General features: G+C 68.5%; 20 protein-coding genes. 10 read left to right on the top strand and 10 right to left on the bottom strand.

The genetic code is table 11. The features are described 5' to 3' along the window. Positions 1-117 precede the first annotated feature (117 nt). The 4 genes from QNJ30_07500 to QNJ30_07515 all read left to right on the top strand — a co-directional run bounded on the left by QNJ30_07500 (position 118) and on the right by QNJ30_07515 (position 5,806). Complete coding sequence (locus QNJ30_07500; GenBank protein MDJ0943292.1) at positions 118-1,785, top strand: AMP-binding protein; 1,668 nt, start codon at positions 118-120, stop codon at positions 1,783-1,785. 145 nt (positions 1,786-1,930) lie between these two features. Further along, on the top strand, positions 1,931-3,586 hold the full coding sequence (locus QNJ30_07505; GenBank protein ID MDJ0943293.1) for a GMC family oxidoreductase: 1,656 nt from the start codon (positions 1,931-1,933) through the stop codon (positions 3,584-3,586). Continuing rightward, a complete protein-coding gene (locus QNJ30_07510) occupies positions 3,583-5,049 on the top strand; it encodes a coniferyl aldehyde dehydrogenase (protein ID MDJ0943294.1) in 1,467 nt (488 codons plus the stop codon). Before QNJ30_07505 ends, QNJ30_07510 begins: the two co-directional genes overlap by 4 nt. Positions 5,050-5,194: 145 nt before the next feature. Further along, on the top strand, positions 5,195-5,806 hold the full coding sequence (locus QNJ30_07515; GenBank protein ID MDJ0943295.1) for a hypothetical protein: 612 nt from the start codon (positions 5,195-5,197) through the stop codon (positions 5,804-5,806). 190 nt (positions 5,807-5,996) lie between these two features. On the opposite strand, the gene QNJ30_07520 is transcribed toward QNJ30_07515, so the two are convergent. Genes QNJ30_07520 through QNJ30_07540 form a run of 5 tightly spaced genes read right to left on the bottom strand, consistent with a single transcriptional unit; the run spans position 5,997 to position 10,565 of the window. After that, positions 5,997-6,968 (bottom strand): NUDIX domain-containing protein, encoded by a 972-nt coding sequence (locus QNJ30_07520; GenBank protein ID MDJ0943296.1) that lies wholly within the window; start codon positions 6,966-6,968, stop codon positions 5,997-5,999. A gap of 12 nt (positions 6,969-6,980) precedes the next feature. Then, positions 6,981-8,186 carry a sodium ion-translocating decarboxylase subunit beta gene (locus tag QNJ30_07525; GenBank protein ID MDJ0943297.1) on the bottom strand — a complete coding sequence of 402 codons (1,206 nt, stop codon included), beginning with the start codon at positions 8,184-8,186 and terminating at the stop codon, positions 6,981-6,983. A gap of 26 nt (positions 8,187-8,212) precedes the next feature. Continuing rightward, positions 8,213-8,617, bottom strand: coding sequence for an acetyl-CoA carboxylase biotin carboxyl carrier protein subunit (locus QNJ30_07530; GenBank protein ID MDJ0943298.1), 405 nt, complete (start codon positions 8,615-8,617; stop codon positions 8,213-8,215). Positions 8,618-8,654: 37 nt separating this feature from the next. Further along, positions 8,655-8,981 (bottom strand): hypothetical protein, encoded by a 327-nt coding sequence (locus tag QNJ30_07535; protein ID MDJ0943299.1) that lies wholly within the window; start codon positions 8,979-8,981, stop codon positions 8,655-8,657. Between the two features lie 30 nt (positions 8,982-9,011). Continuing rightward, positions 9,012-10,565: an acyl-CoA carboxylase subunit beta gene (locus QNJ30_07540; GenBank protein ID MDJ0943300.1), complete on the bottom strand. Its 1,554-nt coding sequence runs from the start codon at positions 10,563-10,565 to the stop codon at positions 9,012-9,014. A 237-nt stretch (positions 10,566-10,802) separates the two neighbouring features. On the opposite strand from QNJ30_07540, the gene QNJ30_07545 reads away from it, so the two are divergent. Next, positions 10,803-11,240, top strand: coding sequence for a CBS domain-containing protein (locus QNJ30_07545; GenBank protein MDJ0943301.1), 438 nt, complete (start codon positions 10,803-10,805; stop codon positions 11,238-11,240). Positions 11,241-11,292: 52 nt separating this feature from the next. Here the strand turns inward: QNJ30_07545 and QNJ30_07550 are convergent, their stop codons facing one another. Next, entirely contained in the window at positions 11,293-12,489 is a 1,197-nt protein-coding gene (locus QNJ30_07550) for an elongation factor Tu (GenBank protein ID MDJ0943302.1), read from the bottom strand. 250 nt (positions 12,490-12,739) lie between these two features. Between QNJ30_07550 and rocD the strand changes: the two genes are divergently transcribed. The 5 genes from rocD (at position 12,740) to QNJ30_07575 (ending at position 17,840) form a co-directional block, all read left to right on the top strand. Next, positions 12,740-13,972, top strand: coding sequence for an ornithine--oxo-acid transaminase (rocD, locus tag QNJ30_07555; GenBank protein ID MDJ0943303.1), 1,233 nt, complete (start codon positions 12,740-12,742; stop codon positions 13,970-13,972). A 69-nt stretch (positions 13,973-14,041) separates the two neighbouring features. Next, positions 14,042-15,043: a metal-dependent hydrolase gene (locus QNJ30_07560; protein MDJ0943304.1), complete on the top strand. Its 1,002-nt coding sequence runs from the start codon at positions 14,042-14,044 to the stop codon at positions 15,041-15,043. 322 nt (positions 15,044-15,365) lie between these two features. Continuing rightward, positions 15,366-15,542: a hypothetical protein gene (locus QNJ30_07565; GenBank protein ID MDJ0943305.1), complete on the top strand. Its 177-nt coding sequence runs from the start codon at positions 15,366-15,368 to the stop codon at positions 15,540-15,542. Between the two features lie 115 nt (positions 15,543-15,657). Further along, positions 15,658-17,007: a cation:dicarboxylase symporter family transporter gene (locus QNJ30_07570; protein ID MDJ0943306.1), complete on the top strand. Its 1,350-nt coding sequence runs from the start codon at positions 15,658-15,660 to the stop codon at positions 17,005-17,007. After that, positions 17,004-17,840, top strand: coding sequence for a transporter substrate-binding domain-containing protein (locus QNJ30_07575; GenBank protein ID MDJ0943307.1), 837 nt, complete (start codon positions 17,004-17,006; stop codon positions 17,838-17,840). Before QNJ30_07570 ends, QNJ30_07575 begins: the two co-directional genes overlap by 4 nt. A 238-nt stretch (positions 17,841-18,078) precedes the next feature. Here the strand turns inward: QNJ30_07575 and QNJ30_07580 are convergent, their stop codons facing one another. The 4 genes from QNJ30_07580 to QNJ30_07595 are packed head-to-tail and all read right to left on the bottom strand — an operon-like array spanning position 18,079 to position 23,257. Next, positions 18,079-18,660 carry a sarcosine oxidase subunit gamma family protein gene (locus tag QNJ30_07580; protein ID MDJ0943308.1) on the bottom strand — a complete coding sequence of 194 codons (582 nt, stop codon included), beginning with the start codon at positions 18,658-18,660 and terminating at the stop codon, positions 18,079-18,081. Then, a complete protein-coding gene (locus QNJ30_07585) occupies positions 18,653-21,706 on the bottom strand; it encodes a sarcosine oxidase subunit alpha family protein (GenBank protein ID MDJ0943309.1) in 3,054 nt (1,017 codons plus the stop codon). Before QNJ30_07585 ends, QNJ30_07580 begins: the two co-directional genes overlap by 8 nt. Beyond that, positions 21,703-21,984, bottom strand: a complete 282-nt coding sequence (locus QNJ30_07590; GenBank protein ID MDJ0943310.1) for a sarcosine oxidase subunit delta — start codon at positions 21,982-21,984, stop codon at positions 21,703-21,705. The genes QNJ30_07585 and QNJ30_07590 overlap by 4 nt, the downstream gene beginning before the upstream one ends. Positions 21,985-21,994: 10 nt before the next feature. Then, positions 21,995-23,257 (bottom strand): sarcosine oxidase subunit beta family protein, encoded by a 1,263-nt coding sequence (locus tag QNJ30_07595; protein MDJ0943311.1) that lies wholly within the window; start codon positions 23,255-23,257, stop codon positions 21,995-21,997. Positions 23,258-23,475: the final 218 nt, after the last annotated feature.

The raw sequence follows: 23,475 nt of genomic DNA on the forward strand, positions 1-23,475 counted from the left end.
GGCGTCTGGAATCCCGATCTTGGTGGGATCACGGGCTCGGCTTCGGTCGGGCTCCAAGAATAAGCGAGGGAACGCGCGAGGTTCAGCTTCGACGCGTCCTTTGGGGAGAGCCAAGTAATGGAAAAGATCTGGCTGGCGAGCTATCCGTCCGGCGTTCCCAAGACGATAGACCTGAACGACTACCGGTCTCTCGGCGACCTCTTCGAGCGCAGCACGGCGGCCTACGCCGACAAGATCGCCTACGTCAACATGGACAAGGCGATGACCTACGGGGAACTGGAGCGGCTGTCCCGGGCCTTTGCCGCCTATCTCCAGGGCGAGCTGAATCTGGCGCCCGGCGCGCGCGTGGCCCTGATGATGCCCAACTCCCTGCAGTATCCGGTCGCCCTCTTTGCGGCCTTGCGGGCCGGCTACACCGTTGTCAGCTGCAACCCCCTCTACACTGCGCGGGAACTGGAGCATCAGCTGAAGGACTCCGGGGCCGAGGCGATCGTGATCATGGAGAACTTCGCCTCGGTGCTTCAGGAGGCCGTCGCCTCGACCCGGGTGAAGCACGTCATCGTCACCCGGCTCGGTGACATGCTCGGCTTCCCGAAGAGCAGCCTGGTGAACTTCGTCGTCAAGTTCGTGAAGAAGATGGTTCCGCCCTGGCACATCGCGGGGGCGCTCCGCTTTCCCGAGGTCCTGGCCAAGGGCCTGACTCTCGAGTTGAAGCCCGTGGAGACGGGGCACGACGACGTGGCCTTCCTGCAATACACCGGCGGAACGACCGGCGTGCCCAAGGGGGCGATGCTGACCCACCGCAACATGCTGGCCAACGTGCAGCAGTCCCTCGCCTGGGTGAAGCCCTTCGCGAAGCCGGGCGAGGAGATCATCATCACCGCGCTGCCGCTCTACCATATCTTCGCGCTCACCGCGAACTGCCTGACCTTCCTTGCCCTCGGTGCGAAGAACGTCCTGATCACCAACCCGCGCGACATTCCGACCTTCGTGAAGGAACTTGCCAAGCACCGCTTCAGCGCCATCACCGGCGTGAACACGCTGTTCAATGCGCTGCTCAACCATCCGGACTTCGCCAGGCTCGATTTCTCGCAGCTGCGCCTGGCACTGAGCGGTGGCATGGCCCTGCACGAGACGGTTGCCGAGAAGTGGAAGGAGGTCACCGGCCACCCTCTGATCGAAGCTTACGGGCTGACGGAGGCCTCGCCGGCGGTCACGATCAACCCCATGGACCACACCGAACGGCGGGGCTCGATCGGCCTGCCGGTGCCTTCGACCGAGGTCTCGATCCGCGACGACGACGGGAAGGAGGTCGCGGTCGGTGCCCCCGGCGAGCTCTGCGTCCGGGGGCCGCAGGTGATGAAGGGCTACTGGAACCGGCCGGAGGAGACCGCCCGGGTGATGACGGCGGACGGCTTCCTGCTGACCGGGGACGTCGCCGAGATCGACGAGGCGGGCTTCATCCGCGTCGTCGACCGCAAGAAGGACATGATCCTGGTCTCCGGCTTCAACGTCTATCCCAACGAGATCGAGGAGATCGTGAGCAAGCATCCGGGCGTGCTCGAGGTCGGGGCGGTCGGTACGCCGGACGCCAAGACCGGCGAGGCGATCAAGGTCGCGGTGGTGCGGAAGGACCCGAACCTGACGGCCGAGGAGGTCATTGCCTTCTGTCGTCGCAGCCTGACCGGCTACAAGGTACCGCGGCGCATCGAGTTCCGAGACGAACTGCCGAAGACCAACATCGGCAAGGTGCTGCGCCGCGCGCTGCGCGAGGAGGCGCATTAGCGTCCGCCCGCGCGAGCTGGCCGGGGTCTGCGGCCCGGGCCGGCTTCCCGTTGGGCCTTGATTTGTCCGGCCCGGGCCCTACAACCGAGGGGCGTGCGACCGGCGGCGGTGGTCGCGCCGGCGAAGCTCCGATAGCGAAGGTGACATGAGAGACGGCGCCGTTCCCCACGACTACGATTTCATCGTCATCGGCTCGGGCTTCGGCGGCAGCGTCTCCGCCTTGCGTCTGGTCGAGAAGGGCTATCGGGTCGCGGTCGTCGAGATGGGCCGGCGCTGGACCCCCGAGACGCTGCCCGAGAGCAACTGGTCCCTTGCCCGCTGGATCTGGCGGCCGGGTCTGGGCCTGCGCGGCTTCTTCAGTCTGCGGTTGTTCCGCCACGTCATGGTCCTGCACGGCAACGCGGTCGGGGGCGGTTCGATCACCTACGCCGGCACCCTGATGGTGCCGCCGGACTCGGTGTGGGACGAAGGCACTTGGGCCGGTCTTGCCGATTGGAAGACAGTCTTGCCGGCGCACTTCGATACCGCGAAACGCATGCTCGGCGTCACCACCAACCGGATCTTCGGACGGTCCGACGAGCGGTTGAAGGCCATGGCCGAGGCTGAGGGGGTCGCGGACACCTTCTTTCCGACCGAGGTCGGCGTCTTCTTCGGCGAGGCCGGCGATCCGCCGGGCACCCGCTATCCCGATCCCTTCTTCGGCGGCCAGGGCCCGGCGCGCCGCTCCTGCACCGGCTGCGGCGGCTGCATGATGGGCTGCCGGCGGGGCGCCAAGAACACGCTCGACCAGAACTACCTCTTTCTGGCCGAGGCCAAGGGCGCCGAGCTTCGGGCCGAGACCAAGGTCGTGGACGTCCGGCCGATCGGAGCCTCGCCCGACGGCGGCACCGGCTACGAGGTCTTCACGCGGCCCTCGACCCGGCTCCTCGGCAGCGGGACGGGACGGCTGACCTGCCGCGGCGTGGTCTTCGCCGCCTCGTCGCTGGGGACCCAGGACCTGCTGTTCCGCCTCAAGCAGGGCGGTTCGCTGCCGCGGATTTCGACCGCTTTGGGCCGGCATCTGCGGACCAATGCGGAGTCGCTGATCGGCGTGCGCTATCCCGGGGCCAGCGACGACTACTCCGAAGGGATCGCCATCGGTTCGGGCATTCAGCTCGATCGGCATACCCAGATCCAGGTGGTCCGCTATCCGCGCGGCTCGGACGCCCTTGGCGTCCTGCTCACGGTCATGGCGCCGGGGACCGGCGGCTGGTTCCGGGTCTTCTCCTGGCTCTGGACTTTGCTAAGGCTGCTCGCGACCCGGCCGGTCTCGACCCTGCGGACGCTGCTGCCCTTCCGCTTTGCCCGCGAGACCATGATCTTCCTCTGCATGCAGAACCTGGAAGGCGAGCTGACCATGCGCCTCAAGCGGCCCTGGTACTGGCCCTTCCGCAGGACCCTGGTGACCGAAGGTGACGCCATTCCGACCTTCATTCCGGCGGCCAACGACTTCGCCCGCAGGATGGCCGAAGCCACCGGCGGCGTCGCCGCCAACTCCATCGTGGAATCCCTGTTCAACATCCCGACCACAGCGCACTGCATGGGCGGCGCGGCCATGGCGGCCTCGCCGGAGGCCGGGGTCTGCGACGGGCGCAATCGGGTCTTCGGCTACCGCAACATGTACATCTGTGACGGGTCGGTGCTGAGCGCCAACCTCGGCGTCAATCCGAGCCTGACGATCGCCGCCTTGACCGAGCATGCCATGAGCCACATCCCCCAGGCCGCGCGCCAGACCTGGACCGCAGAGGCGGGGCAGCCGTGAGCACGCTCTCAGCCGCGCCCCTGTCCGGCGTCGAGACCAACGCGGAAGCCTTGCACCGGCGCCTTGCCGAACAGCGCGAGGCCTTTCGCCGGACCGCGCCCCGGGACCATGCCGCGCGCATAGAGGCCCTGGGCACCCTCGAGTCCGTCCTGCTTCGGAACGAGGCTGCGCTCGTCGAGTCGCTGAACCGGGATTTCGGCGCGCGGGCGCGGCAGGAAACACAGATCCTGGAGATCTTCCCGACCCTGGATGAGATCCGGCACATCAAGCGCCACCTCAGGGATTGGATGCGGCCGCGTTCTGTCCTGGCCAACTGGCAGGTCTGGCCCAGCCGCGCCCGGGTCGTCTCTCAGCCGCTGGGCGTCGTCGGCATCCTCGGCGCCTGGAACTATCCGGTCCTGCTCACCCTGTCGCCTCTGGCCAACGCGCTGGCGGCCGGCAACCACGCGATGGTCAAGCCTTCCGAACTGGCCCCGGCGACCGCCGAGGTGATCGGCCGGATGATCGCGGAGGCTTTTCCGCCGGACTACGTGACCGTGGTCACCGGCGGTGCGGAGATCGGCGCTGCCTTCTCGGCTCTGCCCTTCGATCACATTCTCTTCACCGGCTCGGCACGGGTCGGAAAGCTAGTCATGGCCGCGGCCGCGGAGAACCTGACCCCCGTCACGCTCGAACTGGGCGGCAAGTCGCCGGCCGTGGTCCACGAGGACTATCCCGTCGCGCAGGCGGCCGAACGAATCTGCGCCGCCAAGATCTGGAACGCCGGGCAGACCTGCGTGGCGCCGGACTACGCGCTCGTGCCGGGCCGGTTGAAGGAAGCCTTCGTGCGGGAGGCGACGGCGGCGATCGCTCGCCGCCTGCCGCATCTCGGCGCCGGGTCGGACTACACCCGCATCATCAACGGCCCGGCCTGGGAGCGCATGACGGCGCTGGTCGACGACGCCCGCGACCGAGGCGCGGAGATCATTCAGGTCAATCCCGCGTCCGAGGCCTGGAGCGCGGAGAACCGCATCTTCCCGCCGACCCTGCTGACCAATGTGAACGACGATATGCGCGTCATGCAGGAGGAGATCTTCGGCCCCGTCCTGCCCATCGTCACCTACGAGGGACTCGATAAGGCGATCGACTACGTTAACGACCGGCCCCGTCCGCTGGCGCTCTACTACTTCGACACCGATGCGGCCCGCGTGCGTCGGGTTCTTGAGAGCACGACCTCCGGAGGGGTCACGGTGAACGACTGCATGTTCCATGTGGTCCAGAACAACCTGCCCTTCGGCGGCGTCGGGCCGAGCGGCATGGGCGCCTACCACGGCATCGACGGCTTCCGCACCTTCTCGAAGAAGAAGGGCGTGTTGTTGCAAAGCGGGCTGACCGCTTCGATGCTCGGCCGCTTCATCAAACCGCCCTACACGAAGTGGTCCGACCGGATGATCCGCTTCCTGATCGGGCGGCCGAAGCCTTAAGCGTCGCCTGCCGGTTGACAGACCGTTTCTCGCAACTCAGGCTGAGCGCACGACGAATCGCAGTCGAGCGCGCTTGATGACCGTCGCGTCAGATGCCTCGCTTGAATTGCGCAAGGCAATGCCAAGACAAGGGAAGACACATCTCATGGTAACGGTTGCAGAAGTACAAAAGCGCCTCGATGCGGAGATGAAGCGTCTCGAGGCGGCCTCGAACGATGCCCTGTCTCACGTCCGTAAGGCTTCGATGCAGGCGCGCGCAAAGCTAGAGGTCCTCGAGAAGGCTTTGTCCGACGGGTCGGCTGCGAAAGAGGTGAAGGCGCGCATGCGGGCCGTCGAGAAGGAACTGCGCGCGCTGCAAAAGGCCTCACAGAAGGAATACGCGAACATCGTCAAGGCGACGGAGCGGGAGTACAAGGCTCTGGTGAAGTCGTCCAGCAAGATCGCCAGCACGCTGCTCTCCTCTTCGTCCGCGAAGAAGCCTAAGAAAAAGACTTCGTCGAAAAAGGCGGCGGCCAAGAAGTCGGCGGCCAAGAGGCCCGCGGCGAAGAAAGCAGCCGCCAAGCGTCCGGCCGCCCGGAAATCGGTGGCGAAGCGCCCGGCCGCGAAGAAGGCCCCGGCGAAGCGTCCCGCGGCGAAAAAGGCTCCGGCCAAACGTCCGGCTGCGAAGAAGGCCCCGGCGAAGCGTCCCCCGGCGAAGCGTCCCGCGGCGAAGAAGGCCCCGGCCAGCAGGCCTCGAGCGGCCAAAAGCGGCGTCTAGGGCGTTATCCGATCAGATTGAATCGCTTCGCGATCAATCTGGCCGGATGTAACGCCCTTGCTTCAAAATCTTAGCGCACTACTCCCGGCCAGACGCGAACGCGTCTGATCGGGAAGTGCGCTAGCCGGCGGCCGAAAGGCGCCGACACCCGCCGGTCGCGCCTGCGATGTCTTTGGGAAGCGATGCCGGGCTACGCCAGGTCTCGCGGAGTCACGAAGCTGTGCAAGCGGCAAGTCCCCGAGCCGAGGTTCCGCCAACGCGGCGGCTGGACCACCAGGATAGCCAGCGCGCCGGCCGGGAACGCCGCCGCCATTCTGGCCAAGGCCTCGGCGTCGCCCTTTCCGGCGAGCCGGAGCGCCAGGGACTGCAGACCCGGGTTGTGGCCGATCAGCATCGCTGAGGAGACGGACTCCGGCAGGCGGGAGAGTCGGGCCAGCAGTTTCTTCGGGCCGCCGTCGTAGATCTGCTCGTCGAAATCCGGCTTTGCCGGTTCGTAGAAGGCCGTTGCGATGGCGGTCAGGGTCTGCCGGGTCCGCGTTGCCGGGGAGCAAAGAACCAGGTCCGGCTCGACGTCGGCCAGGCGCAGGTAATCCCGCAGGACTTCGCAGTCGGCCAGACCGCGTTTGGTCAGGGGCCGGTCGAAGTCGGCCAGGGTCCGGTCCGCCCGGCTCGACCTGGCGTGGCGCAGGAGATAGAGCAGCCGCAGGGTCTCGATCCGGGTGACCTCGGCGGCATTGGTCTTCGCCTTGGCGAGCCACTCGGGCAGGCGCCCGAGGAGCCGGCGCAGCTTCTTGCCCTCGAGCCGCTCGATCGCCGCGCTCAGCGGCAGCCATTCCCGGCGTCGGATGCCGGCCTCCGGCCAGGTCTCCAACTCGGCCGTGACCCGCATGGGGAAGACCTCGATCCGGCAGGTGCCGCCCCACTTGTCCTGGCGGTAGCGGCCAAGGCTGCGCGTCGAGACCGCACCCTCGATTCCGGCCTCCTCGCGCGCTTCCTTGGCGGCCGAGACGGGCGGGGTCATCCCCGGCTCGACGATTCCCTTGGGCAGCACCCAGCGCTTCCCGCTGCGCGAGGTGATCAGCAGGACCTCGGGATCGCCGTTACGCAGACGGTAAGGCAAGACCGCGGATTGCCGGTAGACCCAATCCGGATAGTTGATCATGACCTGCCCCGCTCAATGGATCGCGGCGATGAAGATGCCGGCGAAGATCGCCGAGGTGATGACTCCGCTGATGCTCGCACCTAAGGCGTGCGGCAGGACCACCGCATCGGGCGTGACCTCGGCCACGCACTTCTGCGCCACCTTGGCGGTCGTCGGCAGGCAGCTCACCCCGGCAATGCCGATCACCGGATTGTACTTCTTGCCGGTGGCGAAGTAGAGGATGTAGCCGCCGGCCAATCCGCCGAGGCCGGAGATGGCCAACGCCAGGATGCCGAGCAGCAGGAGCACCAGGACGTCGGGATTGAGGATCGTGTTTGCCTCGCAGAGCACGCCCAGGAGCAGGCCGAGGAAGAAGGTGGCGCCGTAGAGCAGGGGTCCGCTGAAGAGCTCGGCGTAGTTCCTGAGGTTGCTCTCGCGCACCACCACGCCGATGAAAAGCGACAAGAACAGAGGTGCTGCCACCGGAAACAGCAGGCAGAGCAAGGTGCAGGCTGCGACGCAGAAGACGATCTTCTCGCCCGGGCTGACCTTGCGGACCGGCTCCGGCGGCATCTTCAGGCCGCGGATGTGCCGCGGCACCAGCAGCTTGATCATGTAGGGATAGCCGCCGTAGGTGAGGCCCAGATAGAGGTAGGCCACCACCGTGATCGGCACGAAGAGCTCATCCGAAAGGATCAGCGAGGTGAAGAGGATCATCGGCCCGTCGGCGCCGCCGATGGTGGCGACGGCGGCCGAGTCCTCGAGCGAGAGCCCGAAGGCCCGGGCCAGGGGGAAGGCGACCACGGTGCCGAGCTCGGCGCAGAGCGCGATGAACATGCTCTGGAAGGGCCGTGCCATGACGTAGCCGACATCGAGCAGCGCGCCGATCCCCATGAAGACCAGGCAGGCGATCAGGCCGTTCGAGAAGGTCAGAGTGTAGATCGGCTGCAGCCAGTCGATCTGCAGGACGGTCATCAGCGCCGACGGCTCCTCGACCAGGGGATCGACGAAGAGGTTGCCCTGCCGACCGTCCTCGAGGAACAGCACGCCGGCGTTGACCGTGGCCATGCCGAGTCCCATGGGGATCATCAGCAGCCCCTCGAGCACCCCTTTGCGCCCGAGGTAGATCAGCAGCATGCCCAGGGCGATCAGGAAGAGGCGCATGGCGATCACCTCGGGCTCCGCGGCCGCGAGGGTGGCCAGGCCCTGGAAGATGTCGAGGAGGTCGAGGTTCTCCATGTCCGGGACGCCCGGCGTATCGGCGCTCAGGCGATCGTCAGCAGCGTCTGGCCGGCCTCGACGGCCTCGCCCGCAGTGACCGCGATGGCGGCGACCTTGCCGCTCCGGCCGGCCTTGACCATGGTCTTGGTCTTCATCGCCTCCAAAGTGGCGACCCGGGTGTCGGCCTCGACCGCGGCGCCGGTCTCGACGTCGATCGAGACCACGACGCCGGCCAGCGGGCTGACCACGTCGCCGGGGCCGGCCGTCGGTCGCGGTTCTGCAATCGCCGCCGCGGGCGCAGAGACCCCGGCCGCGGGCCGACTCGGTCCAGCCGGTGCGCCGCGCATGGTGTCACGGTCGGGATAGAGACCGCCGGCGTCCTCGGTGATCTCTTCGACGACGACGTCGTAATCGCGGCCCTCGACGCTGATCTTGAATCTTCTCTGCATCGGCCTTTCCCCTGCGACCTCTCGTCCTCGTTCCGGCTCAGCGTTTCGGCGTGCGCGTCACCGCGTGCGATGTCTGGTGGATCATGCGGCCTTCTGCGCTCCAGGCGGTGGCGCGGCCGCGGTCCTCGATGTGGATGATGTGGCGCGGGCCGACGACCGCCGCCACCGCCGCGGCGATCGCGGCCAGGTGCTCGGGCGGCACGGCGGTGGCGTCGGGCGCCGCAGGGCGCGGCACCGGCACCGCGTCTTCCCGGCGCAGCAGCGGCAGGGCGACCACGATGCCCTTGATCAGGGCCGCGACCAGGAAGGAGATCACGATGGCCAGGCCGTAGATCGTGATCGAGAGGTAGATCGGCTCGTTCATGCCTGCCGCGCGCCCCTGGGGGCGCTTCTCCTACATCGGGTTGTTTCCGTGCTTCTTGGGTGGCCGCAGCTCGCGCTTGGTCAGCGCCTTGCGCAGCGACAGCGCCAGCATCCACCGGGTTGCCGCCGGCTCGATCACGTCGGTGATGTAGCCGTGGGAGGCGGAGAGGTAGGGCGAGGCGACCTCGCGCCGGTAGTCGGCGGCCAGTTCCGCGGCCCGCGCCGCCGGGTCCTCGGCCTCCTTGAGCTCCTTGCGGTGCAGGATCTTGACGGCGCCCTCGGCGCCCATGACCGCGATTTCCGCCGTCGGCCAGGCATAGACGAAGTCGGCGCCCATCTCGAGCGCGCACATGGCGAGGTAGGCGCCGCCGTAGGCCTTGCGCAGGATCACGGTCAGCTTCGGCACGGTCGCCGCGGCGTAGGCGTAGAGCATCTTGGCGCCGTGGCGGATGATGCCGCCGCGCTCCTGCTCGACCCCTGGCAGGAAGCCGGGCACGTCGACAAGGGTCACCAGGGGGATGTTGAAGATGTTGCAGGTCCGCACGAAGCGCGAGGCCTTGTCCGAGGCGTCGATGTCCAATGCGCCGGCCTTGACCTGCGGCTGGTTGGCGACGATGCCGACCACGATGCCCTCGATGCGTCCGAAGCCGACGATCAGGTTCCCGGCCCAGCCGGCGTGGATCTCCAGGAAGCGCCCGCCGTCGACCAGGCGGTCGATCACCGCGCGGGTGTCCAGGGGCTCGCCGATGTCCTGTGGAATCAGGGCGTCCATGCCCGGGTCGGGCTCGAGCGCCAGGTCCTCGGAGGGGCGATGCGGCGGGTCCTCGGTGTTGTTCGAGGGCAGGTAGTCGAGCAGTTCGCGGACCAATTCGATGGCGTGGCCGTCGTCGCGGGCGACCAGGTGCACGTTGCCGCTGACCCCGGCGTGCACCGCGGCGCTGCCGATCTCCTCCATGGAGGTCTCGCGCCCGGTGACCGCCTTGATGACCTCGGGCCCGGTGATGAACATCCGGGCGCCGGTCTCGGTCATGATGATGAAGTCCATCAGCGCCGGCGAGTAGGCGGCGCCGCCGGCGCAGGGGCCGGCGATGATCGCGATCTGCGGCACCACGCCCGACAGCAGCACGTTGTTGTAGAACACCCGGCCGTAGCCGGAGAGCGCGTCGACCCCTTCCTGGATCCGGGCGCCGCCGGAGTCCTTGAAGGCGATCAGCGGAACGCCGACTTTCTTCGCCAGGCGCATGACCTCGACGATCTTCATCGCGTGCACCTTGCCGAGGGTGCCGGCCGCGACCGTGAAGTCCTGGCTGACCATTGCGACCAGGCGGCCGTCGACATAGCCGGTGCCAACGACCACGCCGTCGGCCGGCATGGCCTTCTCGACAGCGCCGAACTGCCGGGCCCCGTGCTCGGCGTGGGCGCCCGACTCCTGGAAGGTGTGGGGCTGGCAGAGCGCCTCGATCCGCTCGCGGGCGGTCATCAGCCCCTTGTCGCGGCGCGCCGCCAGCTTGTCGCCGCCGCCGCCGGCGCGGATCTTCGCGCGCCGCTCTCGCAGCTCTTCGACGAGTTTTCGGTCGAGGCTCATGGCGACCCTCCCGCGCCGGCGTGCCGCCGACCCTGCCGATGGCATCGGACCGTCTCCGGCGACTGTTGCTTGGGGAACGAGCGCGATCTCGTCGGGCCAGTCCCCTGCCTCCCGTCACTGCCCGCCATCAATAGGTCAGGGTCCGCCGTCGGGCGTTGATTTGAGTCAAGGAGGAATTGCCGGCATGCGGCAGAATTGCGATCTGTCGAAGTCCGGGAGAAGGGGCAGGGCGGGCTCATGCTGGAAAGCAAGATTGCTGACGTGATCGGCAAGCAGAAGCTCCTGCAGCTCGCCGCCGATACCAGCGTGGCCGAGGCGGCGAAGCGCATGGCCCAGCATCACGTCGGGGCCATGCTGGTCTGCGAAGGTCAGGTCATGCGCGGCATCTTCACCGAGCGCGACATGCTGGAACGGGTGGTCGCCGCCGACCTGTCGCCGGGCGCGACCCCCCTCAGGGACGTCATGACTCCGGACCCCGCCTCGATCGCCGCGGACGCGACCCTGCTTCAGGCCATCTTCGCCATGAAGGCGCATTTCACCCGCCACCTCCTGGTCAGGCGGGGCGAGGACCTGATCGGCATCGTCTCGGTGCGCGACCTGCTGCGCGCGGTGGTCGACTCCCGCATCGAGGAACGCCAGCGTTTCGATGACCTCTGGGACGGCTTCCCGGTCTGAGGACGGGGAGCCCAGCGGCACGCGGGGGACGCCGAAGCGTCCCCCGGGCCGGTCAGTGGGTCCGAGTGACCTTGCCCGCACCGACCGTGCGGCCGCCTTCGCGCAGGGCGAAGCGCATGCCCGCCTCGAAGGCGACGGGCTTCTCCAGCCGGAAGCGCAGGCTGCGGCGCTCGCCGGGCGAGACGACCTCCGACTGCTCCGCCGCCTCGAGAAGGGGCAGCTCGACGGCGCCGGTCACGGCCGTCAGGCCGAAGAAGAACTGCGGCATGTAGCCGGACCCGAAGGGGGTGCGGCGGCCGCCTTCCTCGGCCGCCAGGACGTAGATCTCGGCCTCGCCGGCAAGGCGCGGCGTGACCGAGCCCGGTGCCGCCAGGACCTGGCCGCGGACGACCTCGTCCCGGCTCAGGCCGCGAAGCAGAAGCCCCACGTTCTGGCCGGCCTCGGCCTGCGGCAGGTCGCGCCGAAAGGCCTGGATGCCGGTGACGACGACGCGTCGGGGCGCCCCGTCGTTCGCGGTCAGGCCGACGATCTCGACCGGCTCCTGCGGCCGCAACAGACCGCGCTCGACCCGCCCGGTGCAGACCGTGCCCCGACCGGAGATCGTCATCACGTCCTCCACCGGCATCAGGAAGGGCGCGTCGAGATCCCGCGCGGGATCCGGAATCCGGGCGTCGAGACAGTCGACCAGCTCGCGGATGCAGGCCGTGGCCGGATCGTCGAAACGGCCGGCCTCCGCCGCCTCCAGGGCCAGCAGAGCCGAGCCCCGGACCAAGGGAACATCCTGGTAGCCGAAAGTGGCCAGCAGCTCGACGACCTCGAGCTCGACCAGTTCGAGCAGCTCCGGGTCGGCGACGTCGACCTTGTTGACGAAGACGACCAGGTGCCCGAGCCCGAGCTGACGGGCGAGCAGGACGTGCTCGCGCGTCTGCTCCTGCGGGCCGCGCGACCCGTCGACGAGCAGGATCGCGCCGTCCATCTGGGCCGCGCCCGCCACCATGTTCTTGATGTAGTCGGCGTGGCCCGGACAGTCGACGTGGGCATAGCTGCGGCGCGCGGACTCGTAGAGCACGTGCGCCACGTTGATCGTGACCCCGCCAGCCCGCTCCGCCGGCGCCTTGTCGAGCTGATCGAAGTCGACAGGGTTTCCGCCGTGGAGGGCTGCCATGATCTTGGTGATCGCCGAGGTCAGCGTGGTCTTGCCGTGGTCCACGTGTCCGATGGTGCCGACGTTCACATGCTGCTTAACCATGATCTTTCCTCCAAATCCGGACCCGCGCCCATCGCGGGCCCCAAAACGCCGAAAGCCCCTCCCGGTGCGACCGGAAGGGGCTTTCGGCGAATTCTCGGTTCGCATGGCGAAGCTGGCCTTGCCGACGGAGGTCGGTCACCAGACCCGGCATCTGCACCGGGGGTTGCGACAATGCATGGCTCCCTCCCGCGTTCTTCGCTATGTTCGGGTCCGGGTGGGGAACCGAGCGATTTCACACTGGGAACCTGAGATGAGTAAGCAAGAGCTATCCACCGCAGGTCCGGACGACGGGCAGGCCTTCCTCGAGATCGAGGCCGAGCTGGGGGCGCACAACTACAAGCCTATCGACGTCGTGCTCTCGCGCGGCGAGGGGGTCTGGGTCTGGGACATCGACGGCAAGCGCTACCTCGACTGCCTCTCGGCCTATTCCGCGGTCAACCAGGGCCACTGCCACCCCAAGATCCGCGAGGCCATGATCGAGCAGGCCGGCAAGCTCACCCTGACATCTCGGGCCTTCCGCAACGACCAGCTGGCGCCCTTCTATCAGGAGATCTGCGACCTGACCAACGCCAGCAAGGTGCTGCCCATGAACAGCGGCGCCGAGGCGGTCGAAAGCGCGGTCAAGGCGGTCCGCAAATGGGGCTACGAGGTGAAGGGTATTCCCGCCGACCAGGCCGAGGTCATCGTCTGTAGCAACAACTTCCACGGCCGCACCCTGATGATCGTCGGCTTCAGCACCGACCCGACGGCGCGCGGCGGCTTCGGCCCCTTCGCGCCCGGTTTCAAGGTGGTCCCCTTCGGTGACGCCGAGGCCCTGGAGGCGGCAATCACCCCCAACACCGCGGGCTTCCTGGTCGAGCCGATCCAGGGCGAGGCCGGGGTGATGATCCCGCCGGATGGCTACCTGCAGCAGGTCCGCGAGATCTGCAGCCGCCACAACGTGATGCTGATCCTGGACGAGATCCAGACCGGGCTGGGCCGGACCGGGCGGCTGCTGGCCGAGGAGCATGAGGGGATCGAAGCCGACCTGACCCTGGTCGGCAAGGCTCTGTCGGGCGGTTTCTATCCGGTCTCCGCGGTGCTTTCCAACTCAGAGGTCCTGGGCGTGCTCAGGCCCGGCGAGCACGGCAGTACCTTCGGGGGCAATCCACTGGCCTGCGCCATCGCGCGGGCGGCGCTGCGGGTCCTGGTCGAGGAAGGGATGATCGAAAACGCCGCCGAGATGGGCGCCTACTTCCTCGAGGGTCTCAAGGCGATCCGTAGCAACAACATCAGGGAGGTGCGCGGCCGCGGCCTGATGCTGGCGGTGGAGTTCGAGCGCGAAGCCGGCGGCGCCCGGCGCTACTGCGAGTCGCTCAAGGACCTCGGCCTGCTGTGCAAGGAGACCCACGTCAATACGATCCGCTTCGCGCCGCCGCTGATCATCACCCGCGACCAGGTCGATTGGGCGCTGGAGCGCATCGACACCGTGCTGACCGGGTGAGGTGCTCCGCGCCCGGCGCGGGCGATCCTGCGCCACGCTATCGCGCAACGGCCGGAAGTCTCCGATAGCATGGACCCGCTGACACAGGGCGCGCTGGGCGCCGCGCTGCCGCAAGCGACGCGCAACAAGACCCAGATCGGCATCGCCGGCATCCTTGGGTTCTTCGCCGGCATGACGGCGGATCTGGACGTTCTGATCCGCTCCGAGGCCGATCCGCTCAAGTTCCTTGAATACCACCGCCAGTTCACGCACGCCCTGATCTTCGTTCCGCTCGGCGGCCTGATCTGCACGCTGGCGCTCCATTGGATGCTGGGACGACGCTGGCAGCTGACCTATGGGCAGACCTTTCTTTTCTGCACACTGGGCTATGCCACGCATCCCTTGCTCGACGCCGCCACATCCTACGGCACGATGCTGTTCTGGCCGTTCAGCGAGGATAGGTTTGCCCTGAGCATCGTTTCCATCGTCGACCCGCTCTTCACGCTGCCGGTCTTGGTCCTGGTCGTTCTGTGCGGGCTCAGGCGAAAGCCCGCGCTGGCGCGCTTCGCCCTCGCCTGGGCGGTCCTTTATCTGACGGCCGGAGCTCTGCAGCACCAGGCGGCTCGGGCCATGGCCGAGGAGGTCGCCGCCTCCCGCGGGCATAGGCCGATCCGTCTCGAGGTGAAGCCGAGCTTCGCCAACATCCTGGTCTGGAAAACGATTTACGAGACGCCGGATCGCTTTTTCGTCGATGCAGTGCGCGCCGGCGTCCTGCCGCGGGTGTTTCCCGGCGTGTCGGTCCCGAAGCTCGATCGGAAACGCGACCTGCCATGGCTCGATCCCAGCTCGCAGCAGGCCCGCGACATCGCACGCTTCCGGCGCTTCAGCGACGGCTTTGTGGCGCAGGATCCGGACCGCCCAAATCGGATCATCGATGTCAGGTACTCCTTCGTGCCCAATACCGTGAGCGCGCTCTGGTCGATCGAGCTCACGCCCGGTGCGCCGCCGACGGCGCACGCAGGCTACCGGACCCATCGCGAGCAAGCCCGCGATAACCTGGGCGTGCTCTGGCGGATGATATCCGGCGACTAGATCAAACTGCGCTCAATTGGACTCAATTGAGCGCAGTTTGATCTATCGCATACAGATGAGCAGCTCATCTCCGTTCGAATGACCGCAGGCGGCTCTGGGCTTTGTGGCGGCGATGATCGACATGGCCGCGCAGGGTCTTCGCCGCTTCCTGGCGCGGATTGGCTGGTTTTGGTATCGGAATCCTGTGCCAATGGATTTGGATCGGGATACCGGGTGCTCGAATGACCGGGAACCGGGCGGATCGGCGCCCGGCTGGCATGGCTTCCATGCTTGATCCTGATATGGTCGGGGGTGGCGGTAGCAGAAAAGGACCCCAAGCACCATGGCGACGGCCTTGCGTCGGAATGGCTACGAAGGCCGAGAGTCCAAGAGCGTCCAGCCCGACCCGGCGCATAGCTCGCCGGACAGGAAGGCCTGGATCATCCACTGCGAGACCGGCAGCTACCGGGTCCGCGTCAAGGGCGCTCGTAGCGCCGAAATCACGCCCTTCGGCGAATGAGGGAGTCCTAAGCGAAGTGAAGGGGAATCTGTCCGTTTGACAGGACCTTCCGTTTGGGCGATTCGGGGCGCGATGAGCGGACCGCGGTGCGGTCGAAGGGGGACGGGTGGAAGACTTGGCATCGCCTGACGGAAGGTCCGAGGGCGCAGGGGAAGGCGGGAGGCTTTCGGGTGCCTGGTCCCGCGCGCTCGGCTTCCTGGGCGATCCGAAGACGATCATCGCCGGCGTGCTGCTCGGGGTTCTTTGCGGCCTCTTCGCCAGGGACCTCGCCTTCGAGCTGCGGCCCCTAGCGGCGATCTACATAGCGCTGCTCTCGATGTGCATGCTGCCGATCATGGTGACCGCCCTGACCTGGGGCATCGGTCAGATGCTTCGCAATCCCGTGACCCGGCCGCTCTTCGGCCGCCTTGCGGGCTACTATGCGGTCGGTCTCCTGCTGCCCAGCGTGGTCGGACTACTGGCGGTCTACCTGCTCCAGCCGGGCGCCGGCCTGAGCGAAGAGGCCACAAACGCGCTGGGCGCGCGGGTCGAGGGCCACAGGGCGGCGGCCGTTCCGGAGCCCTCCGGCAGCGGCCTGCTGACCCGCTGGATCTATCACGAAGAAGTCGAGACGGGCGGCGTTCTCGGTTTCCTGCAGGGTGTCGTGCCGTCCAACGTGTTCTCGGCCCTCAGCAGCGGCCAGTTCATCAGCATCGTGTTCTTTTCTGTGCTCATCGGCCTCGCCCTCGGCGTCGTGCGCAGCACCGGTGCCGACGAAACCCTGCGGGTGGTCAACACCTTCTACGAGATCTTCGCGAAGGTCTTCGGCTGGGTCCTGGTTCCGCTGCCCCTCGGGCTCTTCGCCATCGTTGCCGCCGCGGTCGTCGAGATCGACACCGAGATGTTCGCCGCCTTCGCCCGCTTTCTGCTGACCCTCTGGGTCGCCGGGCTGGCGCTGATTCTGGTCTACGCGGTCATAACCGCCGTCGCCGCGCGCTGCTCGCCGCTTTTCGTGCTCGATGCCCAGAAGCAACCGCTCATCCTTGCGCTCGCGACCGACAATCCCTTCGTCGCGCTCTACTCGAGCATCGAAGCCCTGCGCGAGCGCTTCGGCGTCCGCCGCGAGCTCTCGGACACGGTCGCGCCCTTCGGCGTGGTTGCCAACCAGCATGGCCAGATCCTTCTCTTCGCGGTTCTGGTCGGCTTTCTCGCTCAGCTCTACGATGTTCAGCTCGGCCCGGGCGAGTTGGTGGTTCTGACGATCGGCTGCGTCGTCGGCGGCGCGGCGGCGGTCGGCGGCGGTGCCATCCTTGCGCCGGTGGTCGCGCCGGTCCTGCTGGGCGCCGGCATCCCTCCGGTGCTTGCCGTCGTCGTGCTCGCCACCACGCAGCCCCTGACCGCGCCGCTCGGCTCCATGTTGACGGTCAAGGCAACGAACATGCTGGCGGTGCTCACCGCCGCCGGAGAAGGAAAGCGGAAGCCGTGACTCGTGCTCTCGCCTTGATCGCCGCGCTTCTGGCGGTTGCGTCCTGGGGCCGCGGGGTCTGCGCCGCGGAGACCGGCTTCGCCGATATCGATCGGATCATTGCCGCGGGTCGGCTCGTCGTCGCCTTGCCGGCGCGCCAGCGGCCGCCCTATGTCGTCGACGTCGAGGGAGAGGAGCCGCAGGGCTTCGATGTCTGGCTCGCCCGCCAGATCGCCGCCGCCTTCGAGGTCGAGCTGCGGTTCGACCGAAGCGCGAAGTCCTCCGACGAGCTGATCGAAATGGTCGCCGGCGGACAGGCCGATCTGGCGCTCGGCGGGATCCTCATCACCGCACGTCGCGCCTTGCAGGTTCGCTTCAGCCGCCCCTACATCCGCGAGGCGCCGAGCCTGCTGTTGCACCGGCGTGACGCCATGCCCTTCCACAGCACCTGCCCGACCGTGGACGAAATCTCCGAGGTTTTGGCCACGCCGGGCCAGGTCGCCTTGCAGAAGGGGAGCCGGACGGAAGCCGTCGCGCGCCAGCTGGTGCCGGACGCGGTGCCCAAGCTGTTCGACGATCCCCATGAACAGTTCGAAGCGATCCTGGCCGGCGAGGTCCTGGTCAGCGTTCACACCGAGGCGCAGTCCCGTTATCTGCTGCATCAGCAACCCAGTGCCCGCATCCAGATCCGCTCCTGCATCGGCGGCGCGCGGTCATACCTGGTCGCGATCGCGGTCCGTCCCGACATGCCCGACCTTCAGCGCTGGCTGGACACCTTTCTCGAGGTCGAACTGATCGACCTGACCGCCGAAGAGCTGCTGCAATTCGGCCAGCGGGAGAAGCTCTGGCCCTGATCAAGGTGACCGCGCGTGGCGCGACCTCGCCAGCCATTCGGAACTGATCTCGACGCCCCGGGCGCGCGACCTTGGCTTGAGCGGCGCCGGCCTAGGGGCGGCCAGGTCGCGTCGCGAAGAGTCTTTGGCGAGGCAGGGCGTCCGCAGCGTCGCACCGACAGTCGCAGCTCCCCCAAAGCGGCTTCGAACTCAGTACACGGTCCTTTGAATTCACGGGCCGGAGGGCGCCGCCGCGGCCCTAGCGGACACCGCAGGCGCTGTCGGCGGCCAGGCGGAGATGGTGCAGGAAGGAGCCGGCGGAGGAGCGCGGCGTCAGGATCGTGAAGCGCCCGCGGTCGTCGCGCAGGGTGATCACCGCCGAGACATGCTCCATGGTCGTGCGCGCGGTCGTCCCCGCCGGAAAGGCGCCAGGGTGCAGGTCGAGGGGGCAGAGCTTCTCCAGCACGGCACGGGTCGCCGGGCCCTCGAGCCGCAGGTTGGCCCAGGCGTCGGATTGATCGGTGACCGTGGCCGTATCCGCGAAGGTCTCGCGCAGCAGGACCTCGAGGCTGTCACGGGCGCTCTCCGGCGCCTCGACGAACCACTGTTCGTGACCCGTCCAGAGGAAAGTCATGCCGTCGCTGCTCGCGGTCCGGCCCGACGGGGGCGGTTCGAAGCCGAAGCGGGCTTCGGCCCTGATCCGCAGCGCCGCCTCCTGCTCGCGGCGGGTGGCGAAGGAGGCGAGGGCCAGGTCCGTGACCTCCGCGAGGGCGAAGCCGGGCCAGCTCTCGGCCTGGGCGCCAGCGAGCGGGGAGCGCGCGGTGAGGGCGAGGTCAGGCACGCAGACGCTCCCCATCCGGATCGATGAAGTGCGGGCTGACGATTTCGACCTCGACGTCGGCATCGCGGACCAGGTCGATAGCGCGCACCTTCTCGCCGAGCCGCTGGTCGCCGTTCCTGATCAGCCCGAGGCCGATCGAGTGGCCGAGGTTCGGCGAGTGGGCGACCGAGGTCATGTAGCCCTGGTCCTCGGCCGCGACCGTCGCCGCGCCGAGGGCGATGAAGTGCGCGCCGGCGGTCAGCTGCGCGCCGCGGTCCAGCGGCAGGAAGCCGACCAGGCGCAGGTCGTCCGGCGCGTTGAGGCCGGGCCGTTCCGAGAGGACCTTGCCGATGCAGTCCTTCTTCTTCGAGACCATGCGGCCCATCCCGAGGTTGGCCGCGGTGGTCTGGCCGTTGAGCTCGTTGCCGGCCGGGTGGCCCTTCTCGACGCGCAGGACGCCCAGGGCCTCGGTCCCGTAGGGCACGACCCCGAAGGCCTCGCCCGCGGCCATGAGCGCGCGGATCATCGCGTCGCCGTAGCGCGCGGGCACCGCGATCTCGTAGGCCAACTCGCCGGAGAAGGAGATCCGGAACAGCCGGGCGCGGGTGCCGCCGCAGACCGTGACCTCGCCGCAGGCCATGTGGGGGAAGGCCGCGTTGGAGATGTCGTGCGCGGCATCGACCACCTCGCGCAACAGGTCGCGGGAGCGCGGCCCGGCCACGGCGAACTGTGCCCACTGCTCGGTGGTCGAGATGAGCTGCACGTCGAGCTCGGGCCAGAGCACCTGGCGGCAGAACTCCAGGTGCCGGAAGACCGGAACCGCCTTGGCCGTGGTCGTGGTCATGACGTAGTGGGTCTCGCCGAGGCGCGCGGTCGTGCCGTCGTCCATGACGAAGCCGTCCTCGCGCAGCATCAGGCCGTAGCGCACCTTGCCGAGCGGCAGCTTGGCGAAGCCGTTGGCGTAGACCCGGTTCAGGAACTCGGCGGCGTCCGCGCCCTGGATGTCGATCTTCCCGAGCGTGGTGACGTCGCAGACGCCGACCGCGTTGCGGACCGCGAGCACCTCGCGGTCGACGCTCTGGCGCCAGTGGGTCTCGCCTGGACGCGGGAACCACTGGGCGCGCAGCCAGGCGCCGGTCTCGACGAAGACGGCGCCCTGCTCGACCGCCCAGTCGTGGGAGGGCGTCAGGCGGAACGGCCGGAAGTCCTTGCCCCGGCTGCGCCCGGCGAAGGCGGCGATGGGCACCGGCGTGTAGGGCGGCCGGAAGACCGTCGTGCCGGTTTCGGAAATCGACTTGCCGGTCAGGTCGGCCATGATCGCGAGCGCCTGGACGTTGGCGGTCTTGCCCTGGTCGGTTGCCATGCCGAGCGTGGTGTAGCGCTTGAGATGTTCGACGGACTGGAAGCCTTCGCGATAGGAGAGCGCGACGTCCTTCACCGTGACTTCGTTCTGGAAATCGAGCCAGGCGCGGGACTTGCTCTCCTTCACGTGCCAGAAGGGGGTGAGCGCGACGGCGCCGTCCTCGGCCTCGGGCAGGTCGGGCTTCCGGGCCGCATAGCCCGCGGCCTCGGCCGCCGCGGCCCCGCAGTCCGCGCCCTCCCGCAGGGCCGCCTGTGTCGAGAAGCTGCCGGCCGCGGCGCCGGCGACCGCCAGGCCCGCCGGCAGGTTGTCCGACGGCACGAAGGCGGCGAGGTCGTCGCACCAGACCGGCCTGGCGCCCTGGTGGCAGGTCAGGTGCAGCGCCGGGTTCCAGCCGCCGGAGACGGCCAGGCAGTCCACCGTCAGCGACCGTCGCCGGCCGTCGCGGTCGAGGCAGTCGACGGACTTGAGCCCGAAGCGCCCGCGGGTCTCGACGACCCGGCCGCCGGCGATCAGCTCGACGCCGTCGAGTCCGGTGAGGCAATCCGGGCGTCGGGCCTCGGGGCGGCTGTCGATCACCGCCGCGACCGTAGCCCCGGCCCGGACCAGGTCGGCGGCGCTGCGCCAGCCGTCGTCGTTACAGGTGAAGACGGCGGTGCGCGACCCGGCCAGGACGCCGAAGCGGTTGTGATAGCTGCGCTGGGCGCCCGCCAGCAGAATTCCGGGCCGGTCGTTGTTGCCGAAGGCGATCGGCCGCTCGATAGCGCCGGCGGCCAGGACTGCCCGCTTGGCGACGATCTTCCACAGCCGCTGGCGGGGCTGGCCCGGCGGCGGAACCGGCAGGTGATCGGCGACCCGCTCCAGCGCACCGTAGGTGCCGCCGTCGTAGACGCCGTAGACCGTGGTCCGCGGCAGGCAGCGGACGTTGTCGAGGCCGGCCAGTTCGTCCATGACCGCGTCGGCCCAGGCCGCCCCTGGCAGGCCGCCGACCTCGTGGGTCTCGGCGAGCAGGCGGCCGCCCGGTCGGAAGTCCTCGTCCGCCAGGATCACCCGCGCCCCGGCCCGGCCCGCGGTCAGCGCCGCCATCAGGCCGGCCGGCCCGGCGCCGATCACCAGGAGGTCGCAGAAGGCGTAGGACTTCTCGTAGGCGTCGGGATCGGGCGCGCCGGACAAGCGGCCGAGGCCGGCGGCGCGGCGGATCAGCGGCTCGTAGACCTTCTCCCAGAAGGCGGCGGGCCACATGAAGGTCTTGTAGTAGAAGCCCGCGGTCAGGAAGGGCGACAGCAGATCGTTGGCGCCGGCCACATCGAAGCGCAGCGAGGGCCAGCGGTTCTGGCTGGCGGCCTCGAGGCCGTCGTAAAGCTCGACCACCGTGGCCTGGGTGTTCGGCTCGCGGCGCGCACCTGAGCGTAGCTGGACCAGGGCGTTGGGTTCCTCCGAGCCGGCGGTCAGGACGCCGCGCGGCCGGTGGTACTTGAAGGAACGGCCGAGCAGCCGGACTCCGTTGGCGAGCAGCGCCGAGGCCAGCGTGTCGCCCGGGTGACCGGCGAAGGCTTTGCCGTCGAAGCTGAACGCGAGGATCCGGCTACGGTCGATCAGGCCGCCGTCGCTGCGCCGTTGCGCCTGGACAGCGGGCGCGCTTGCGGGTCTCGTCTCCTCGCGAAGTGCGAGGCCCTCTTTGGCGACGGCATGTCCGGGCGCGGTCACGAGCCGGACTCCCGCGGGCGAAGGTCCTGGGCGCGGCGCACCTCGCCGAGCTCGTGGGTCACCGTGTTGCGGCGCACCTGCAGCCAGGAGCGGCAGCCGGCCTCGTGGTACCAGAGCTCCTCGTGCCAGCCGGCCGGATTGTCGCGCAGGTGGAGGTAGTCGTGGAAGGCGTCCGCCGCATCCGCCGCCGCCGGGTCGGGCCGCCGCGGGTCGGCATCGCCGAGATAGGTAAACTCGCTGACGTCGCGCGCGCCGCAGAGGGGGCAGGAGATCCGCATCGCCGCCGCCTCAGTGCAGGTTGGGCTGGGCGCCGACGCCCTTTTCGTCGATCACGCGACCGCTGCGGAAGCGGTCGAGGCGGTAAGCCGTGGCGGTCTCCTGCGGTTCGTCGCGGGCGAGCAGGTGGGCGAAGCAGTAGCCCGAGGCCGGCGTCGCCTTGAAGCCGCCATAGCACCAGCCAGCGTTGAGGTAGAGGCCCTCGACCGACGTGCAGTCGATGATCGGCGATCCGTCCATCGACATGTCCATGATCCCGCCCCAGGAGCGCAGCAGCCGCGCCCGGCCGATCATTGGCAGGATCGCCATCCCACCCTCGCAGACGTCCTCGACCGTGGGCAGGTTGCCGCGCTGGGCGTAGGAGTTGTAGCCGTCGATGTCGCCGCCGAAGACCAGCCCGCCCTTGTCCGACTGGCTGATGTAGAAATGGCCCGCGCCGAAGGTGATGACGCCGGGGATGATCGGCTTCAGGCCCTCGCTCACGAAGGCCTGCAGCACGTGGCTCTCGATCGGCAGCCGCAGCCCGGCCTTGGCCATGACGCGGGAGCTGGAGCCGGCGACGGCGACGCCGACCTTATTGGCACGGATCTCGCCGCGGACGGTCTTGACGCCGACGCAGCGCCCGCCCTCCATGAGGAAGCCGGTGACCTCGCAGTTCTGCAGGATGTCGACGCCCCGGCTGTCGGCGCCGCGGGCGTAGCCCCAGGCGACGGCGTCGTGGCGCACCGTGCCGCCCCGGCGCTGCAGCAGGCCGCCAGTGATCGGGAAGCGGGCATCGTCGAAGTTCAGGAAGGGGCAGAGCTCGCGCACGCCGTCGCGGTCGAGCAACTCGGCGTCCGCCCCGTGTAGCCGCATGGCGTTGCCGCGCCGCGCGTAGGCGTCGCGCTGCGGATCGGAGTGGCAGAGGTTGAGGATGCCGCGCTGAGAGACCATGGCGTTGTAGTTGAGGTCCTGCTCCAGGCCCTCCCAGAGCTTCAACGAGAACTCGTAGAAGGCCTCGTTGCCAGGCAGCATGTAGTTGGAGCGGACGATGGTCGTGTTGCGGCCGACGTTGCCTGAGCCGATGTAGCTCTTCTCCAGCACCGCGACGTCGGTGATGCCGAACTCGTGCGCGAGGTAGTAGGCAGTCGCGAGGCCGTGGCCGCCGGCGCCGACGATGACGACGTCGTAGGCCGGCTTGGGCGCCGGGTCGCGCCAGACGCGCGGCCAGTCCTTGTTGCCGGTGAGCGCCTGCCTGATCAGCGCGAGCGCGGAGTAGCGGGCGGATCTCGCCATGAAGTTTCACCTCGGAACACGGACAGCGAGCCCCCATTGTCGCTCGGGCGCAGCGCGCGTCTTTTCCAGAATCGACGGAACCGGATAGATTCTCGCCAATGATCTTCACGAAGACTTCATCCAGGTGCCAGCGCCACTAGGGGATGGCGTGCAAACTCCCCGCCCGTCTGCGTCTGAGCTTCGCGGCGAACATCGGACCAAAGCGGTTCCACCAGAGC

The organism is Kiloniellales bacterium (assembly GCA_030066685.1).
GTDB lineage: Bacteria > Pseudomonadota > Alphaproteobacteria > Kiloniellales > JAKSBE01 > JAKSBE01.

What these genes read in the sequence shown, in the direction of transcription:
- QNJ30_07500 (MDJ0943292.1), top strand. Translation starts at nt 118, where the DNA reads ATGGAAAAGATCTGGCTGGCGAGCTATCCGTCCGGCGTTCCCAAGACG.
- QNJ30_07505 (MDJ0943293.1), top strand. Translation starts at nt 1,931, where the DNA reads ATGAGAGACGGCGCCGTTCCCCACGACTACGATTTCATCGTCATCGGC.
- QNJ30_07515 (MDJ0943295.1), top strand. Translation starts at nt 5,195, where the DNA reads ATGGTAACGGTTGCAGAAGTACAAAAGCGCCTCGATGCGGAGATGAAG.
- QNJ30_07520 (MDJ0943296.1), bottom strand. Translation starts at nt 6,968, where the DNA reads ATGATCAACTATCCGGATTGGGTCTACCGGCAATCCGCGGTCTTGCCT.
- QNJ30_07525 (MDJ0943297.1), bottom strand. Translation starts at nt 8,186, where the DNA reads ATGGAGAACCTCGACCTCCTCGACATCTTCCAGGGCCTGGCCACCCTC.
- QNJ30_07530 (MDJ0943298.1), bottom strand. Translation starts at nt 8,617, where the DNA reads ATGCAGAGAAGATTCAAGATCAGCGTCGAGGGCCGCGATTACGACGTC.
- QNJ30_07535 (MDJ0943299.1), bottom strand. Translation starts at nt 8,981, where the DNA reads ATGAACGAGCCGATCTACCTCTCGATCACGATCTACGGCCTGGCCATC.
- QNJ30_07540 (MDJ0943300.1), bottom strand. Translation starts at nt 10,565, where the DNA reads ATGAGCCTCGACCGAAAACTCGTCGAAGAGCTGCGAGAGCGGCGCGCG.
- QNJ30_07545 (MDJ0943301.1), top strand. Translation starts at nt 10,803, where the DNA reads ATGCTGGAAAGCAAGATTGCTGACGTGATCGGCAAGCAGAAGCTCCTG.
- QNJ30_07550 (MDJ0943302.1), bottom strand. Translation starts at nt 12,489, where the DNA reads ATGGTTAAGCAGCATGTGAACGTCGGCACCATCGGACACGTGGACCAC.
- rocD (MDJ0943303.1), top strand. Translation starts at nt 12,740, where the DNA reads ATGAGTAAGCAAGAGCTATCCACCGCAGGTCCGGACGACGGGCAGGCC.
- QNJ30_07560 (MDJ0943304.1), top strand. Translation starts at nt 14,042, where the DNA reads ATGGACCCGCTGACACAGGGCGCGCTGGGCGCCGCGCTGCCGCAAGCG.
- QNJ30_07565 (MDJ0943305.1), top strand. Translation starts at nt 15,366, where the DNA reads ATGGCGACGGCCTTGCGTCGGAATGGCTACGAAGGCCGAGAGTCCAAG.
- QNJ30_07590 (MDJ0943310.1), bottom strand. Translation starts at nt 21,984, where the DNA reads ATGCGGATCTCCTGCCCCCTCTGCGGCGCGCGCGACGTCAGCGAGTTT.
- QNJ30_07595 (MDJ0943311.1), bottom strand. Translation starts at nt 23,257, where the DNA reads ATGGCGAGATCCGCCCGCTACTCCGCGCTCGCGCTGATCAGGCAGGCG.